The organism is Aeromonas sp. CU5, from assembly GCF_002586745.1.
Taxonomy (GTDB): domain Bacteria; phylum Pseudomonadota; class Gammaproteobacteria; order Enterobacterales; family Aeromonadaceae; genus Aeromonas; species Aeromonas sobria.
Genome location: NZ_CP023817.1, coordinates 833,337 through 849,787 on the forward strand (window position 1 = coordinate 833,337; position 16,451 = coordinate 849,787).

General features: G+C 58.7%; 9 protein-coding genes. 1 reads left to right on the plus strand and 8 read right to left on the minus strand.

What is annotated here, in order from left to right; all coding sequences use genetic code 11:
• Positions 1 to 2: 2 nt before the first annotated feature.
• On the minus strand, positions 3 to 1,208 hold the full coding sequence (locus CK911_RS03860; protein ID WP_098969047.1) for a cytochrome c: 1,206 nt from the start codon (positions 1,206 to 1,208) through the stop codon (positions 3 to 5).
• Entirely contained in the window at positions 1,205 to 3,130 is a 1,926-nt protein-coding gene (locus tag CK911_RS03865; RefSeq protein WP_098969048.1) for an FAD/NAD(P)-binding protein, read from the minus strand. Before CK911_RS03865 ends, CK911_RS03860 begins: the two co-directional genes overlap by 4 nt.
• Before the next feature lie 368 nt (positions 3,131 to 3,498).
• Here CK911_RS03865 and CK911_RS03870 point away from each other — a divergent pair, with 368 nt between their 5' ends.
• The gene (locus tag CK911_RS03870; RefSeq protein WP_098969049.1) at positions 3,499 to 3,873 is read left to right on the plus strand and encodes a DUF805 domain-containing protein; all 375 of its coding nucleotides are present in this window, start codon (positions 3,499 to 3,501) and stop codon (positions 3,871 to 3,873) included.
• 71 nt (positions 3,874 to 3,944) lie between these two features.
• On the opposite strand, the gene CK911_RS03875 is transcribed toward CK911_RS03870, so the two are convergent.
• The 6 genes from CK911_RS03875 to CK911_RS03900 all read right to left on the minus strand — a co-directional run bounded on the left by CK911_RS03875 (position 3,945) and on the right by CK911_RS03900 (position 16,408).
• Complete coding sequence (locus CK911_RS03875; protein ID WP_098969050.1) at positions 3,945 to 5,048, minus strand: YdcF family protein; 1,104 nt, start codon at positions 5,046 to 5,048, stop codon at positions 3,945 to 3,947.
• 311 nt (positions 5,049 to 5,359) lie between these two features.
• Complete coding sequence (locus tag CK911_RS03880) at positions 5,360 to 6,112, minus strand: DNA/RNA non-specific endonuclease (protein WP_098969051.1); 753 nt, start codon at positions 6,110 to 6,112, stop codon at positions 5,360 to 5,362.
• A 235-nt stretch (positions 6,113 to 6,347) separates the two neighbouring features.
• Positions 6,348 to 8,240, minus strand: coding sequence for a PTS fructose transporter subunit EIIC (locus tag CK911_RS03885; protein WP_098969052.1), 1,893 nt, complete (start codon positions 8,238 to 8,240; stop codon positions 6,348 to 6,350).
• A gap of 431 nt (positions 8,241 to 8,671) precedes the next feature.
• On the minus strand, positions 8,672 to 11,110 hold the full coding sequence (locus CK911_RS03890) for a GH92 family glycosyl hydrolase (protein WP_098969053.1): 2,439 nt from the start codon (positions 11,108 to 11,110) through the stop codon (positions 8,672 to 8,674).
• 307 nt (positions 11,111 to 11,417) lie between these two features.
• Positions 11,418 to 13,943: a GH92 family glycosyl hydrolase gene (locus tag CK911_RS03895; protein WP_098969054.1), complete on the minus strand. Its 2,526-nt coding sequence runs from the start codon at positions 13,941 to 13,943 to the stop codon at positions 11,418 to 11,420.
• A 62-nt stretch (positions 13,944 to 14,005) separates the two neighbouring features.
• Complete coding sequence (locus CK911_RS03900) at positions 14,006 to 16,408, minus strand: GH92 family glycosyl hydrolase (protein WP_098972437.1); 2,403 nt, start codon at positions 16,406 to 16,408, stop codon at positions 14,006 to 14,008.
• Positions 16,409 to 16,451: the final 43 nt, after the last annotated feature.

Consider the following 16,451-nt stretch of genomic DNA (forward strand, 5'->3'; position numbering starts at 1 on the left):
CCTTACTCCTTGCCGTGCAGCTCGCGCTGGGCCTTGACCACCGCCGCCTTGACGGCGGTGCCTTCATTGCCCCAGGAGGCGCGCAGGGTGTTGACCAGCTCGGCGAGCCGCTCGTCATCCATGGTCCAGCCATAACCCGGCATGTGGTAGCCGAGATGGCCGCGGGTGACCGGAGTTTCGGCACCGTGCAGCAGCACGTTGATCAGGCTCGACGGATCGCCCGCCAGCACGGTACGGTTGTTCACCAGCGAGGGAATGACGTGGTCATTGCCCTGGCCGTTGACCCCGTGACAGGTGGAGCAGTACATGGCGTAGTCCGCCTTGCCGCTGGCACTGGCGTAGGCACGAGCCCCTTTCTCCGCCACCGGCTCATCCTTGAGATCGGTGAGGTAGGTGGCGATGCTGGCCAGATCGGCGTCGCTGAAATATTGGCTGCTGTGAGTGATCACTTCCCCCATGGGGCCCGCGACCGCTTCATGCTGGCTGCGGCCGGTTTTCAGCAGGTCGATCAGCGCCTGCTTGCTGTAACGGCTGCCGCGAATGTCGGGGGCATACCAGCCATCGAGGGCGGCACCGCTCAGGTAGACGGGATCCGCCTCGGTCAGCGCTTTCTCCTGCATCCCCAATCCGCGTGGGGTGTGACAGCTGCCGCAGTGACCGGCACCCTGCACCAGATAGGCGCCGCGGTTCCACTCTTCGCTCTTGCCGGCCACCGGGGTGCAGCGGCTGTCATCGTGATAGAGCCAGTTCCACCCCATCAGCGGCCAGCGCATGTTGAGCGGCCAGGGGATGTCGCTCTCTTTGTTGGCGATGGCCAGCGGCTGCACATCCTGCATCAGGTAGTGATAGAGATCTTCGAGATCTTTATCGCTCATCTTGGCGTAGGCGGTGTAGGGCATGGCCGGATAGAGGCTATGCCCATCGCGGGCCACCCCTTCGCGCATCACCTTGATGAACTCCGGCAGGCTGTAGTTGCCGATACCGTGCGTCTTGTCGGGGGTGATGTTGGTGGCAAATACGGTGCCGATGGGAGTCGGGAACCCTTTGCCGCCCGCCAGCGGTTTGCTGATCTCGCTAGTGTGACAGGCGGCGCAATCGCCGAGCTTGGCCACGTATTCACCTGCCGACATGGTGGGGGCTGCGTTGGCGGCAAGGGCGGGCAGGGCCAGCAGCAGGGCGCTGGCGGTCAGTGACAGGGCGCGGCTCATTGGGCACCTCCCTTGCTCAGGGCAACCAGCTCGTTGACGGCACGCCACGCTTCGTCGATGGCGGCGTGGGCGTAGGGGCTCCAGCCTGCATCCGAGTTGGCGATGGTGATGTTGCCGATTGGCTGGCGACCCAGCTCAATCCATTTTTCGCACTGTGCTTCGTCATCAAACAGGGTGTTGGTGACATAGGAGTAGCCGTGAGACCAGCGGTTGACCGTGATGGCGAGGATATCCTGCTCATGGTTGAAACCGGCGCTGCCCAGCATCCCCTGCAGCTGTTCGCGGATCATCTGCTCATGCTGTTCGAACGGCATGCCGAGGATCATGGCGCGCCCCTTGCGGGACTGCTCGCGGGCCGAGAGGCCGCTGCCCGGTAGGGTCGGCACATAGACCATGTGCAGGCACATCGGCTGATCCGGGCTCTTGGGATGCTCGTAGCCACCCAGATTGACCGGATAGTCGAGCTTGACCCGGCTGTAAGGGGCGGCCGGGGAGTAGACCTCGTGCACCCCCAGCTTGACGAAGGCTTGCCAGTTCTTGATCACCACCTTGGTGTAGACCAGCGGCGCCTTGGCGTTCTGGCGCAGCGCCTCCTTCTGGGGCTCCGGCATCTCGGGCACCATGTAGGGGATCATCATGTTGTAGCCCGCCATCACTGACTGCTTGGCCCGTACCCGATGCAGTTTCCCCTCCTTGATGTAGGTGACATCCACCGCCAGCTTGCCATCGGCGAGGCGCATGTTTTTGGCCTGCAGCGCCGTGCTGCCAAGGCGCAGCTGCACCTTGTGTTCAGGCAGGTCGAGTTTGCTGTAGTCAAACTTGGCCAGCACCACATCCTGCATGGTGTGGCCCGGCGCCACCTGTGGAATGAGCTTGCGCACCATCAGGCGGGTGAGGCCGGCGTTGCCATCCGGGAAGTGGAAGATGTAGGGGTCGTCCAGCTCTGCCTGCTCCTCGGCATCAAGCGGCGTCAGATTGAGGCCGTCGAAACCCGGCAAGGCGCAGAGGCGCGCATCGGCGCAGGCGGTGGCGTCGATACCGACCGCCTGGAAGTCGTTGGTACGCTGCTGGAAGTAGGTGATGGCTCGTTCGCTCAGGCCCACCTTGTCGCGCAGGAAGGTGGTGTAGCTGTTGCGGGTGATCCACTCATCCTGCTGCTCGCGGGTCATGCCGCTCAGGTAGTCGATCTTCGCTTCGTGCAGCGCCAGCAGGGCGGCCTTGTCGGCATCATCGAGGGGGAAGTCACCGATAAACTCTGCCAGCGGACGGCCATTCAGGCGATCGCGGGGGATGTCGTCCGCCACGTTGTGGCCCGGATCCCCGTTCACTATCTTGTTGACGCCAAAGTGCTTCTCGTCGAAATAGACGCCCCGGCTCAGCCCCAGATCCGGATAGAAGGTCTGCTGGAACCCTTTGGCCAGCGCATCGATGTTGACCTCCAGCGCCTTGAGCAGCCCCAGCGCTACCGGGCTGTAGACCGAACGCGGTGATTGCAGGGATTCGCTGCCGCCGTAACCCAGACGCAGGCCATCGGGGGTGGTGAACTCGTTGCGCTTGGCGTGACCGCCAAAGTCGTCGTGGTTGTCGAGCAGCAGGATCTTCTTATCCGCGCCGAGCAGTTGCTGATAGAAGCAGGCGGCGGCCAGACCGCTGATCCCGGCGCCGACGATCACCAGATCGTACTCCTCCTCGAGGGGAATATTGGCAAAGTCATACTGCTTGCCGTCACGGGCGATGCTGTGGGCCGGTTCGAAAGAGCCCGGATGGTTGCCGCGCAGGCCGGTCAGGGCGGGCGGGTAGGCCAGGGTTTTATCCGCCAGCGTGCTGCCGCCTTCGGCAGCCTTGAGCAGATTGATGGGGGCGATGCCTGCCGCAATGGTGATGGCAACGCCGTTGAGAAAATCTCTGCGTGTAATACTCATGGCTATCCCTGTGTTAGGAGAAGTAATGAATAAGTGGATTCATTATGGGAGGGAGACACAGATCCTGTTCAGGATTGGGCGCCGAATCTACCGTTATCCTCACGCTGAGTCCATACGATTGCTAATGGATTATTAAGCACCATTTTCCTGCTTGTGACGAGAGTGATGCGCTGATGGGGTTGATTTGCTCTGTTGCAGGGGCGCAGATCTCCCGGCTTGGGCCGGTCAATGATTGCCGCAGCTGATTAGTTTGGGAGGCGTTCGGGCATCCCTGTCGACTCGGGGGGATGATCGCGCTAAGATCTTAACTACTTGTTTTATCGACTCTCTTTTTTACTCACTGGCGTGATAGCCATTCTGGAGGCGCAATGAACTGGTATATCTCGGTCCTCAAGCAATATGCGGTATTCAACGGGCGGGCTCGCCGCACCGAATACTGGATGTTCGTGCTGTGCAACGTCATCGTCATGCTGCTGCTCGGCATGGTGGACAAGCTGATTGGCGGCGACAAGGAGCTGATCAGTTCCATCTATTCGCTGGCGGTGCTGCTGCCATCGTTGGCGGTGGCGGCCCGTCGCCTGCACGACACCGACCGCAGCGCTTGGTGGCTGCTGCTCGGGCTCATCCCCATCATCGGCACCCTGGTGCTCATCTACTTTATGGTCTGCAACGGCCAGCAGGGGCCAAACCGCTTCGGTGACGATCCCAAAGCAGCCCCCTCGCAGGGCTTTATGGTCAGTTAAGGAAAGCGGCTGGGCCAATAAAAAGAGAGGGAGGCATCACGCCTCCCTCTCTTTTTTGTTTTGATGGCCGATCAACGCTCCAGCAGGGGGGCGGAGCGGTAACTCCACATGCCGTAGGTGCGCAGGGCGTCGCGGTAGATGCCGAGCAGCTCGCTCTCGCTCGGGGTGGCCAGCTCCTCGAGGGGTTTGTCAGGGTAGCTGACGCTCGCCACCTTGATGTTGGCCGGGCCAATCTGGTCGCAGGCGATTTCCAGCACCGTCTGACCGCGGCGCACATGGCTGGCTGAGCTCACCAGCACCGCATAGTCAATCTGGTGGCGGGCGAGGGCATAGGCGCTGTAGAGGGCGTTATCCACCGTGCTGGTGGCGTAGTTATCTTCAATCAGGCGGCTGCGGTCGATGCCGTGATTGGCCAGCCAGTCGGCCATCAGCTTGCCTTCGGTCTGGCGGTTCTGCGGCACGCCGCCAGTCAGGATGATCAGCGCCTCAGGGTCGGCCTTGGCCAGCGTCAGGGTGGTTTGCAGGCGGCCAAGCAGGATCTTGTCCATGCTGCCGTCGGGATTGAGGGCGTAGCCCAGAGTGACGATGGCGCGCTTGCCCTCCCTGGTGGCCTTGAGCTGATCCCCGGTCAGTTCGGTCTGCAGCGGGGCGGCGGTGATCCGCTGCACCCGGGCGATGATCTCCTCCAGATCGGCGGCGCGGCCGCCGTTGCGATCCGCCACTTTCGCCAGATAGCTGCGGGAGGCCTCCTTGTTGCCCTTCACCAGCTGCCAGATGGCGAGATAGCTGTTGATGTCGAGATCATCGGGAGCGACGGCCTGTGCCTGCTCCAGCAAGGTGATGGCGCGGCTCAGGTTGCCGTTGTAGATCTGGGCGTTGGCCGCCGAGATCAGCAGGTCGGTGCGGTAGGGTTCAAGCTGGTAGGCGGCCAGCAGCCGCTCGGTCACCAGCTCCATATTGCTCGGCATCTTGGCGGTAAAACCGGCATGGGAGATCTTGGCTGGCGACTTGTATATCTGCAGCGCTTCGCTGAGCAGCATGTCCACCGCCTGGCGTTTGCTGACCAGGGTATTGAGGTCGCGCTCCATCTGCATCGAACTCTCGGCCGCTTGCAGGGTGAGGGGAGAGAGCGCCAGCAGGCCGCTGAGGGTCAGGGCAACAAGGGTCTGTTTCATAAAAAGGTCCTCTGTCGGGCTGAATCGCGTTGTGGTGCAGCGGTTTGCGGGCCGATACGCCGAGGCAAATGTGCGTCAATTCAGTCTGTTAGTGCCAAAGAGGGGGCAATATAGCAGCTAACGGCGCGGCAAACTGTGAGTCTGGGCGGGTCGTCGGGTGATGCCACAACCAGTGGTTGCAACGGGTCAGCAGCCATCTGAAAAGGGCAGGGGGAGCGTGATTCCCCCTGCTGCGAGGGGCGCTGGCCCCTCCCTATATCGCGATTCAAGACAGATGGGGTGTCAATCCATCTGTTGGTGAGTGTTCGCGCTCAGTTCCACATCGGGGAGACGCGGGCTTCCAGCGTCTCTTGTTGCTCTTCGGGCATATCGCTGAAGAAGTTGAGCTGGGTCTGCTCTTCCACCTGACGCACCGAGACCCGGTAGTCGGCGATCTGGCTGATGGGCACCTCTTGCTGCGGCATGATAAAGGCGATGGCCTGCAGTTTGGCCGGGTCCATCACGATCTTGTAGTAGGCACTCGGGATCGCCACACCCTGACCGATGGACTCTTCAGAGCCGGTAAAGATTGGGCCGGTGATCACCTGCACATCCTTGCGGGAGACTGCCCACTTGTTCACCTTGTCCTCCTGCACGCGCCACGCTTTCTGGTTGAGCACCCCGATCTGCGGCGTCATGTTGCTCAGCAGGAAGCTCTCTTTCATGGTGTTCTTGTTCGATTTCATGTCCCCCGCCGGGGCCTGATGGCCACGGTCGTAGCCCGAGCCCTTGTAGTCGGAGAGGGTGGCACGATAGGCGACCGGGATCTCCTTGTCCTCGGCGAAGGCATCCTTGCGTGGCACTGTGCCCTGTGCGCTCTGGGCGGTCATCCGGTAGGAGACCCAGTCCGCCACCTTGTAGTCGTAGTTGTAGCCGACCGCATACCCTTCACGGCAGAGCTTCTGATCCGATTCGGAGGGGAGGCCGAAGCGCACGTGCTGGCCGCACTCCCAGTGGGCCGCCAGCAAGGGGGTGGCAGTGAGGGTGAGGGTAACTGCCAGAACCAATTTATTGATTTTTATCATTTTTGTGATGCTCCAGTTTAGTAGGCGGAGCCATTTGACATGAGATCTGACCAGCGCTTCAATTGCTGTTTTTTTACACGTCGCCGTTCTGTGACGGCTCGCCAAGATCCGTGACGTGACTGGTTAATATGTTTTAAATCAGTGGCTTGGTCAGTGGGATGATGTGCGGTTGCTCGGCAGGCAATGAAAAGGGGCCCGTGATGGGCCCCTTGTGATCGGTGGAGTCTGACTGCTATCAGGCGGCGTTGGCCTTGTTGCCCAGGGTGCGGGCCAGCAAACCTTCCGGATTGTGAATCGCCTCTTTGGTCTTCACATCGATGACTTCGATATCGGTGAAGCGTTCGCGGTATTTGATGGCCACATCGTGGGCGAAGATAACGTAGCGAGCGTTGGCGACATCCTTGGCGGTGATGCGGTTGATGATGCCGTTGGCGCCCTGGGTCTCGACCTTGATCTTGATCCCCTGCTTGGCTGCGGCCTTCTGCAGGCTCTTGGCGGCCAGGAAGGTGTGGGCAACACCGGACGGGCAGGCAGTGATGGCCAGCACGTCAGCTTCACCTTCCGCTTCAATGATCTCGAAGCTGGTTTGGGTGGTGGTCACGTCATCTTCTTCGCTCACCGGCTTCTTCAGCAGGTTGACGATAACGGCGGTGGTCAGGGCGCCGAGGACGGTACCCAGGATGTAACCCATCTTGCCTTCTACTACCGGCAGGACAATCCAGCCACCCCAGGGGGCGTGGTTGATACTGTGCATCATGAAGCCGGTGATGTTGCCGACGATACCGCCTGCGACGATGGCCGGGATAACACGCACGGGGTCAGCAGCGGCGAACGGGATGGCACCTTCACTGATACCGATCATGCCCATGATGGCGGCCGCTTTGCCGGATTCACGCTCTTCTTTCTTGTAACGCTTCGGAGACATGAAGGTGGCCAGTGCCATACCCAGTGGCGGTACACAGATGGCGATACCGACACCACCCATCAGCCAGGGCTGGGTGTTGACCTGAGTCTGGGCAAACAGGGTAGCAACCTTGTTGACCGGGCCGCCCATATCGAAGGCGGTCATACCACCCAGAATGGCACCCAACATCACTTTACCGGAGCCCGCCATGCTGGAGAGCCAGTGGTTCATCCCTTCCATCATGGCGGCGATCGGGGCACCGATCCCCCACATCACGATGCCGCACACCAGGAAGGTACCGATCAGCGGATAGATGAAGATGGAGCCGAGGGAGGTCATGGAGTCAGGCAGCTTGATCCGCTTGAGCTGATTGACCACGAAACCGGCGATAAAGCCCACCAGAATGGCGCCGAGGAAACCGGTTTGATAGTGCTGAACGGCAATCCAGGAGCCGATCATGCCCGGGGCCAGGCCCGGTTTGTCAGCCAGTGAGTAGGCGATGTAGCCACCCAGCACAGCGGTAAACAGGGTCAGACCGGCGATACCCATGGTAGCCATGTCTTTGAGGAAGCCCGCTTCCGGCACGGCGCCCTTGCCGCTCAGCATCACCGACAGGGACAGCAGGACACCGCCCGCCACGATGAAGGGGATCATGTGGGAGGTACCAAACAGCAGATGCTGCTTCATGGTATTGAGGCGATCCTTGAAGGTGCGCTCTTCGGGGGCTGCCGGGGCAGTGGCTGCCGGTTTGGCGGCAGGGGCGGGTTTTTCCATTTTCGGGCCTTGCTTGAGCAGGGTCAGTGCTTGCTCAACGGTAGTGGCCGCTTTCATCTGCTCGATAAAACCGGGTTCCAGCAGACGGGTAGAGAGCTCGGCCAGCACTTCGATGTGGTGGTTGGCGCCGCCATCCGGGGAGGCGATCATGAAGATCAGCTGGGTCGGCTTGCCATCTTCGGCGCCGTACTCGATACCTTGGCGGCTGACACCGATGGCAATGGCAGGGCGGCTGACGGCCTTGCTCTTGGCATGGGGCAGGGCGACACCTTGCTCGAAGCCGGTGCAGTCCAGCTGCTCGCGGGCCCAGACATCTTTGACGAACTGCTGTTGATCAGACACAGCGCCATCGCGCGCCAGCATCTGTGCCATCTCGTCGAACAGGGCCTCCTTGCTGGTGGCCTTCAACTCCAGGCAGATGAGTCTGCCGTTGGTCATGGTGGGTAACATCTCACTCTCCTTTCCCGTCAGGGCTAAGTCATGCGTTGCGAATTGGGCTCATTATTGCCCTCACAGGCAGGGTTGGACAGGCGATGAATGTAGCAATAACTGGATTTTTGTTGCATGGTTCTGCCGGTGTGATCCAGCTCGCAAAGTGTTGAGTGGTGACTCAATAGCTGTTTTTGTTTAATTGATGGCGGGATGTGACAGCGGTCAAGGTATGGCAGAAAAACCCTTGCAACGAGGTTTAAGGCCATTTTTTGCGGTTTATTGCCCTATTTAAGGTAGTTTTCAGAAAAAACAGGTTTCCGTTCCTAACTGGAAAATAAAACGGCCCGGCGCTGATTGGATTTTATCAATCCATCTGGCGTGGGCCGTCGGGTATCACAAAGTGACATTTGCGGGTTACGTGCTGAATGTCACTGCAATGCTATGGCTCGTTACTTTTGTGGCGGAGTATCGCTCATCACGAAGTGGAGGTTGCCACCGGGTACAAACTCTTTGTGCTCGAAGAAGAGACCATCCTTGAGCGGTTTGCCATTGATGGTGACCGACTGGACATAGCGGTTCTTCTCACTGTTGTTATCGGCGCTGATGGTGAAGGTTCCTCCCTTGACCGGGATGGTCGCTTTGGCAAACAGCGGACGGCCGATGGTGTAGACGGGATCTGCCGCATTCACCTGATAGAAGCCGAGTGATGACATCACATACCAGGCAGACATGGCGCCCACATCCTCGTTACCTATGATGCCTGCCGGGGTGTTGGTGTACATGGTATGGAGTATGTAATCGACCTTCTCCTGGGTTTTCCACGGCTCCGAGGTCCAGTTATAGAGATAGGGGATATGGTGGGAAGGCTCATTGCCGAAGGCCACCTGCCCCAGCATCCCGGTCATGTCAGCGGTCTCCGAGCCCTGACTCTCGGCGGCGAAGGTTGCATCCAGATTCTGCTTGAAGGCCTTTTCCCCGCCCATCGCGGTTTTTAGCCCCTTGATGTCATGAGGGACAAACCAGGTCCACTGCCAGGCGTTGCCCTCGGTATAGTTGCCGGTCTCATGTTCGGTGCCATAGGGATCAAACGGGGTCATGAAGGAGCCATCGATCATCACCGGACGCATGAAACCGGTCACCCCGTACTGGGCATATTCGGCCGTATTGTGATCGAAGTAGCGCTGGTAGCCGTTCGAACGGGCCAGATAGCGCGCCTCTGCCGCCGGGTTGCCGGCCGCCTTGGCGATCCGGGCGATGGCCCAGTCGTAGAAGGCGTTTTCCAGACCGTAGGAGACCGATTCGAGGGTGTAGTCAGGGAAGACAGGCTGACCATCGATCCGCTGCACCGCCGGGGCAAAGCCGTTCTTCTCGATGTAGTCGATGTGGTTGGTCAGGGTCTTGTCCAGCACATCCTTGTCCCACTCGGTGGCCAGCGCAGGGTAGTTGTCATAGCTGGAGGAGTCGATGGCGGCCCTGAGCGCCAGATTTTTCTCCTGCGCGGTGAAGGCATCGGGGTATTTGGTGATGGCGTCGGCAATCACCACCACCGCTGGATAGCCCACCATGGTGCCGGTCTCATCCCCCAGATGCTCCCACTTGGGCAGCAGGCCGCTCTCCTGATACTTCTGGATCAGGTTCTTGGCATATTGCACAGCGCGGGTGGGTTCGGTGATGGTCTTGAGCGGGTGCAGCGCCCGCTGGGTGTCCCACAGTGAGTAGACCGAGAAGTTGGGCTGCTCTTCGCTCGCCTGACCGTAATAGATTGAGTAGCTGCCTTCCCCCTTGGCCTGCGCCCCTTTGCCCATGCCGCGGAAGCTGCCATCCACATCCTGATGGACGATGGGGGCGATCTTGGTGTGATAGAGGGCGGTGTAGAAGATCTCGTTTTGCTCCTTGCTGCCCCCCTCGATGGTGAAATTGAGGGCATTAGCCCACTTCTCGCGGGCGTTGGTGCGGGCTTCGTCAAACGACACATTGCCTTCAGCCTGGTAGTTGTTCCGGGCGCCGCTGGCATCAACTGCCGAGAGGGCGACTTTGGCGTTCAGCTGGGCAGAATCCCCCTCTTCAAACTCGACGTAGGCGGTGACATCGGCTTTGGATTTTGCTTTGTGCTCGGCGCTCAACCCCTCTACCGGTATACCTCCGGCGAGGATGTAGACCCCTTTGATCTTCTTGTCGAAGGTCGCATAGAAGAAGATCTTCTGGTTTTTCGCCCAGCCGGAGAAATGGGCGGCATCCCGTTCGCCGGTGATGGTGTAGCCATCTTCACTGACGGTGAGTTTGTTGCGAAGCGAACTCGAGCCCCAATCGCTGTTGAGGATCGAGTTCAAGTCGATCTTCAGCCGTTGTGGTTGCCCCTGCGGATAGGTGTAGCGGTGAAAGCCCACCCGCTCGGAGGCGGTCAACTCTGCCTTGATGCCATTGTCGGCGATGCGGACCGCATAATAACCAGGCTCGGCTTGCTCGGACTTTTTGTCCATTTTGACCGAGATGGCTTTGCGGTAATCATCGCTCTGCTCGATGTATTTGGACTTATCTTCGGTAAAGGGCAGGAACAGAATATCCCCGAGCCCCCCCATGCCGGTGCCGGAGAGGTGGGTATGAGAAAAGCCGAACAGGGTATCTTTATCGAAGTGATAGCCAGAGGAGGAGTGCCACCCTATCAGTTCGGTATCCGGCGACAGTTGCACCATCCCTTCCGGTACTACGGGGCCGGGAAAGGTGTGCCCATTAAAACCAGTGCCAACGAATGGATTCACGTATTGCAACACATTGGTTGGCGTTGGCTTTTGATCGTCATTATTGGTGGTGCTGTCATCAGCATCACAGCCAGATAACATGGTGAGCGTGGTGGTCAGGGTAATGGCCAGAATACTTTTCTTGAACATATGGAACGGCTCCATCGGGTAGGGGGTGAGCAGTCATGATCTATTTTTCTGATGCCGGTGTGGTACCTGCGCAATATAAAGGCTCAGCGCTGTTAATCCCGGCTACCGCTATTATTCCCATGCCCCCTGTTTCATCGACAGAGTAAAAAAGTGTCATTCACTAGACTTTTGTGACAAGGCTGTCTGTTTGTGATCCGCGTATCATGTGATACAGAACGTTATATTTTTTGAGTGTTTTTGTGAGCCCAGCAAAAAAGAGGCCCAAAGGAAGCTTTGGGCCTGGGCATATATTGGTAATAAATGATGGTTATTTATTATCTGAGCGGGTTGGTTTTTGCGCCGTCATGATAAATTTCAACTCACCGCCTGCCCGAATATCGCTGTGGTTGAAGGTCAGGTTTTCCCCCAAGGGTTTGCCATTGATGGTGACGGATTCCACATAGATATTTTTGGGGCCATTGTTTTCGGCGATCACGGTGAATTTCCCGCCATCAATATCCATCGTCACCTTGTCAAACAGTGGCCGACCTATGGTGTAGACCGGGAGCCCCGGCGTGACCTGATAGAAGCCGAGGGCGCTCATGATGTACCAGGCGGACATTTGCCCCACGTCCTCATTGCCAATCAGGCCGGTGGTGGTCGGGTGGAAGAAGCTGCGCACCGCCTGATCCACATACTCCTGGGTTTTCCACGGCTCCTTGGTCCAGTTATAAAGATACGGAACATGGTGATCCGGCTCGTTCCCCATCACGAACTGCCCGATATAGCCGGTCATATCCCCCTGCGAGGTGTCGGCGCTGGAGTTGGCGGTGAAGAGGGCATCCAGATTTTTCCGAAAGCCCTCCTCGCCCCCCATCGCCTCTTTGAGCCCCTCGATATCGTGGGGAACAAACCAGCTCCACTGCCAGGTGTTGCCTTCGGTAAAGTCCTGCCCCCGGTGCTCGGCACGATAGGGCCAGAAGGTGTCATAACGGCTGCTGTCGTTGATGTCGCAACCTTGTGGTGGCGTGACCGGGTCGCCGTTTTTGTCGATGGCGCAGGAGGGGTAGTTGTTGACCCAGCTGCCATCGAAATTTTTGGGGCGCATAAAGCCGGTCGCACCATATTTGCCATATTCCGCCGGGTTGTAGTCAAAATAGGCGCGCCAGGTGGTGGCCCGGGCCAGATAGCGGTTCTCGGCGGATTTGTCACCGGCCAGGCGTGCCAGCTGGGCGATGCACCAGTCATAGTAAGCATTCTCGACCCCGTACGAGACGGACTCGTTGACCAGCTCATCGTACTTGTCCTGCGCCATGCCCCCCTCTTCCGGCTTGTATTTGACGTTGGCCGGTACATAGCCGTGCTGCTCGGCATACTGGCCGTGACGGGTCATCACGGTGAAGCGCTTGTCGCCGTTCCAGGGATCCTGATAGGGCACCCAGTTTTTGGTCAGCTCGAGGTCAAAGTTGGCGGAGACGTTGGCCGCCTGCAGCGCCAGCTTTATCTCTTCTGGCGAAAACTCACCCGGATATTTGACGATGACGTCGGCGATGATGGAGACCGCCGGATAGCCGACCATCTCGCCGGTATAGTCGGAGTGCAGCTCCCATTTGGGCATGATGCCGCCGGTTTTATATTTGTTGAGCAGATCGTGCACATAGTCGATGGCGCGATCTTTTTCGATGATGGTCTTCAGCGGGTGGGCGGCGCGGAAGGTGTCCCACATGGAGTAGACCGAGTAGTTGGTAAAGCCCGGCTTGGCCTGATGCACCTTGCCATCCATTCCTCGGTATTGACCATCCACATCCTGATAGACGAAGGGGGCGATATAGGTGCGATAGAGGGAGGTATAAAAGAGCGTCTTGTCGGCATCGCTGCCCCCCTCCAGGTTGAACTTATTGAGCACCTTCGCCCATGCCTGCTTGTTCTCCTGCACAACCTGATCGAAGCGGTAGCCATGTTCATCGGCGCGCAGGTTGGCCATGGCCCCCTCAATGCCGGTGCCCGAGATCGCCATCTTCATGGTGATGGGCTGCTCCCCTTTGGCAAAGTTGAGCTGGGTCACCACATCCCGCACCCGGGGCCGGGTTTCGCCATACCCGATGTAATCGGCCAGCCCCACTTCGGTGTCGCTGCTCAGTTTGCCATCGACATAGAGGGTCTGCTCCACGAAGGGTTCGGAAAATTCGGCGTAGAAAAAGACCGTCTGCCACTGCCCCCACTCGTTGCTGGTTCTGGCCCCGACGATGGCGTTATCGCTGACCCGCTTGAAGTAAATGTTGCGGGAGTGGTTACCGTATTGCTCCAGCAGCTCGTGCTGCAGATCGAGCTGGACTTTGCGATCTTCACCCGCCGGATAGCGGTAACGGTGGAAGGCGACCCGCTGGGTGGCGGTGAGTTCGGCCTTGATGCCGGTCTCTACCAGATCGGCTTTGTAATAGCCCACCTCCGACAGCTCGCTCGGCTTGTTGATGGTGACCGGATCGGTATTGCTGCCGGTGTAGGGCAAGAAGGCAAAGTCATTGAGATCCCCCTTGCCGGCCCCCGAGATATGGGTGCTGCTAAAGCCGGAAAGCTTGGTCAGATGGTGGTGGTAGTCGGAAGGGGAGCCCTTGCCATCCCAGTTGGCCGGGTTCCAGTTATCCGGGCCTGGCTGGATCATCCCTTCCGGCATGACGGGGGCGGGATTGACATTGCCCAGCCCATCGGTGCCGATCAGGGGATCGACATATTGCAGCACCTGCAAGGAGTTGTCGGGGCGCTCATTGTCGGTGGTGGTCTCATCGTTTGCGTTGCAGCCATAAAGACCCAGCAGGGTGGCCACCACTATGGCCAGCTTATGGGGTTTGAACATCTGTTGCTCCTGAATACCTGATATGAACACGCGGCAAGCCGGGTGGCTTGCCGCGGGTGGCGTTACGGGGTTGGTTTCTGGTTGGTCATCACAAAACGCAGTTCACCACCGGGACGGATCTCGCTGTGGGCGAAGGTGTTGTACTGGTTGAGTGGTTTGCCATTGATGGTGACCTCTTTGACATAGAGGTTGTCCGGACCATTGTTCTGCGCCACCACGTTGAACTGACCGTTGGGCAGGTTGATGGTGACCTTGTCAAAGATGGGACGACCGATGGTGTAGGTCGGGTCGCCCGGGGCGATTTGATAAAAGCCCATGGCGCTCATGATGTACCAGGCCGACATCTGGCCGACATCTTCATTGCCGATCAGACCATCCGGGGTGGTTTTGTAGAACTCCTTGTAGACCCGGTCGAGGTACTCCTGCGCTTTCCAGGGCTGGGCGGTGCGGTTGTAGAGATAGATAACGTGGTGGGAGGGCTCGTTGCCGTGGATGTACTGCCCGATATAGCCGGTCATGTCCTGATGTGCATCGCCACCATTCGGGTTGGCGTTGAACAGGTTGTCGAGCTTGTCGTTGAGCCCCTGCTGACCCCCCATGATTTCAGTCAGCTTGTCGAGATCCTGCATGAAGGACCATTGCCACTGCCAGGCGTTACCCTCGGTGTAGTAGAAGGCATCCGACTTGTAGGGATCAAAATCGGCCGCCGCGTATTTCAGGGCGCACGGGTCGCCGTTTTTCAGCTCGGTCGGCACGAAGAAGCCCTTGCCATCGGCATTGCCTGCCTGGGGATCCCAATGCTTGAGCGAGTTGTAGGAGCGCGCCTTGAACTCTTGATAGGTGGTCATGTCGCCCGCGGCTTTCGCCATCTCGGCGATGGTCCAGTCGTAGAAAGAGAACTCCAGCGAGTAGGAGACCGAGTTCCAGTTGGGATAACGGACGCACTGCTCTTTCTCGTGATAGCTGAGCTGACCGGCCATCAGTGCGCTCAGAATGTCATCGTTGATCTGCGGGTAATCTGCCGGTCGGTAGTGGGCCGATTTGACCGAGGCTTGTAGCGCCTCGTCTGCATCTATCAATCCTTTGGTGACCGCGTCGCCGAGAATCGCGGCCGAAGGGTAGCCGATCATGGTGCCGGTTTCCGAACCGTGGCCTTCCCACTTGGGCAGCAGGCCGAACTCCACGTTGGACTTGCGGATCAGATCCTTGGCATAGAGGGTGGCTTGCGGCGGATCCATGATGGTCCACATGGGGTGCACGGCACGGAAGGTATCCCAGGTGGAGTAGATGGAGTAGTTCGGCGTGTCACCCGGCTTGAGGGTGCGCACAGTACCGAGCATGTCAACGTATCGGCCATCCACATCGTAGAACTCGATGGGGGCAATCATCATGTGATAGAGGGCGGTGTAGAAGTTGGTTTTTTCCGTCGAGCTTCCCCCTTCAGCCCGGATCTTGGTCAGCTTTTCGGCCCAGGCGTATTCGGCTTGTGATTTCGCCTTGGCAAAATCAAAGGTGGGGGCTTCAGCCTCCAGGTTCTGCTGTGCCCCTTGCCAGTTTACCGGGGAGATGCCGACCCGGATCTCGATGGCTTGATCGCCCGGACCAAAATCGAGGTAGGCGGTGACATCATCGCCCTGATAAACGCTGTTGTAGCGCATCTCCCGGGTCGGCATCTTGTCTTGTTCCCCCAGCATGGCTCTGGCCACTGGCTGGTTGAACTTGGCGTAGAAAAAGATATCCTGACCCAGGTGATTTTGCCCCTGAAACCAACCGGTTGAGGTTCTGCGGCCACGAATGGTGTATTCATCAAGCACTTCGATCTTGTTGTTCAGTGATTGACCGTTGTTGTTCAGCAAGGTGTGCCCCAGATCGAACTTAACGCTGCGTTCGGCCCCTTTGGCAAAGGTGTATTTGTGCAGCCCCACCCGCTTGGTGGCGGTCAGTTCCACCTCAATACCGCCCTTATTCAGCCTGGTTTTGTAAAAACCGGCGCTGGCTTTTTCATTGGCTTTGTCAAAGCTGTTGAGCTGGGTGTCTGCCATGTCCGAGTAAGGCAGCACCAGAATATCCCCGAGGTCAGTGGCCCCGGTACCGGAGAGGTGGGTGTGGGAAAAACCGTAGAGCGGGACATCGTTCGCGACTATGTCACCGGTCAGGTAATTGGATGAATCCCAGTAACCCGAGGCGGAGTGCCAGGGGTTTTGCCCTGACTCATGACCGCTGTTGGAGCCAATAAAGGTATCTGGCGAGAGCTGCACCATCCCTGCCGGGTGGGTGGCGCCGGGAAAGGTATGGCCGGAGGCCGCTGTGCCGATCATGGGATTGACGTAGTTGAGCACGGAAAGGTCGACAATCGGGGTAACGGGGATCTCGACGGCGGTTGACTGCTCTTCGTCAGTACAGCCAGCAATACCGCCCGTCAGGCCAGCAATAACGGCAAGGGCGATGAAATTACGTTTGAACATGGGCATTCCAATATTGATTGATGGTGGGGGAGGGAACCCTCCC

What these genes read in the sequence shown, in the direction of transcription:
- CK911_RS03875 (WP_098969050.1), bottom strand. Translation starts at nt 5,048, where the DNA reads ATGAAACAGACCCTTGTTGCCCTGACCCTCAGCGGCCTGCTGGCGCTC.
- CK911_RS03890 (WP_098969053.1), bottom strand. Translation starts at nt 11,110, where the DNA reads ATGTTCAAGAAAAGTATTCTGGCCATTACCCTGACCACCACGCTCACC.
- CK911_RS03880 (WP_098969051.1), bottom strand. Translation starts at nt 6,112, where the DNA reads ATGATAAAAATCAATAAATTGGTTCTGGCAGTTACCCTCACCCTCACT.
- CK911_RS03865 (WP_098969048.1), bottom strand. Translation starts at nt 3,130, where the DNA reads ATGAGTATTACACGCAGAGATTTTCTCAACGGCGTTGCCATCACCATT.
- CK911_RS03900 (WP_098972437.1), bottom strand. Translation starts at nt 16,408, where the DNA reads ATGTTCAAACGTAATTTCATCGCCCTTGCCGTTATTGCTGGCCTGACG.
- CK911_RS03895 (WP_098969054.1), bottom strand. Translation starts at nt 13,943, where the DNA reads ATGTTCAAACCCCATAAGCTGGCCATAGTGGTGGCCACCCTGCTGGGT.
- CK911_RS03860 (WP_098969047.1), bottom strand. Translation starts at nt 1,208, where the DNA reads ATGAGCCGCGCCCTGTCACTGACCGCCAGCGCCCTGCTGCTGGCCCTG.
- CK911_RS03885 (WP_098969052.1), bottom strand. Translation starts at nt 8,240, where the DNA reads ATGTTACCCACCATGACCAACGGCAGACTCATCTGCCTGGAGTTGAAG.
- CK911_RS03870 (WP_098969049.1), top strand. Translation starts at nt 3,499, where the DNA reads ATGAACTGGTATATCTCGGTCCTCAAGCAATATGCGGTATTCAACGGG.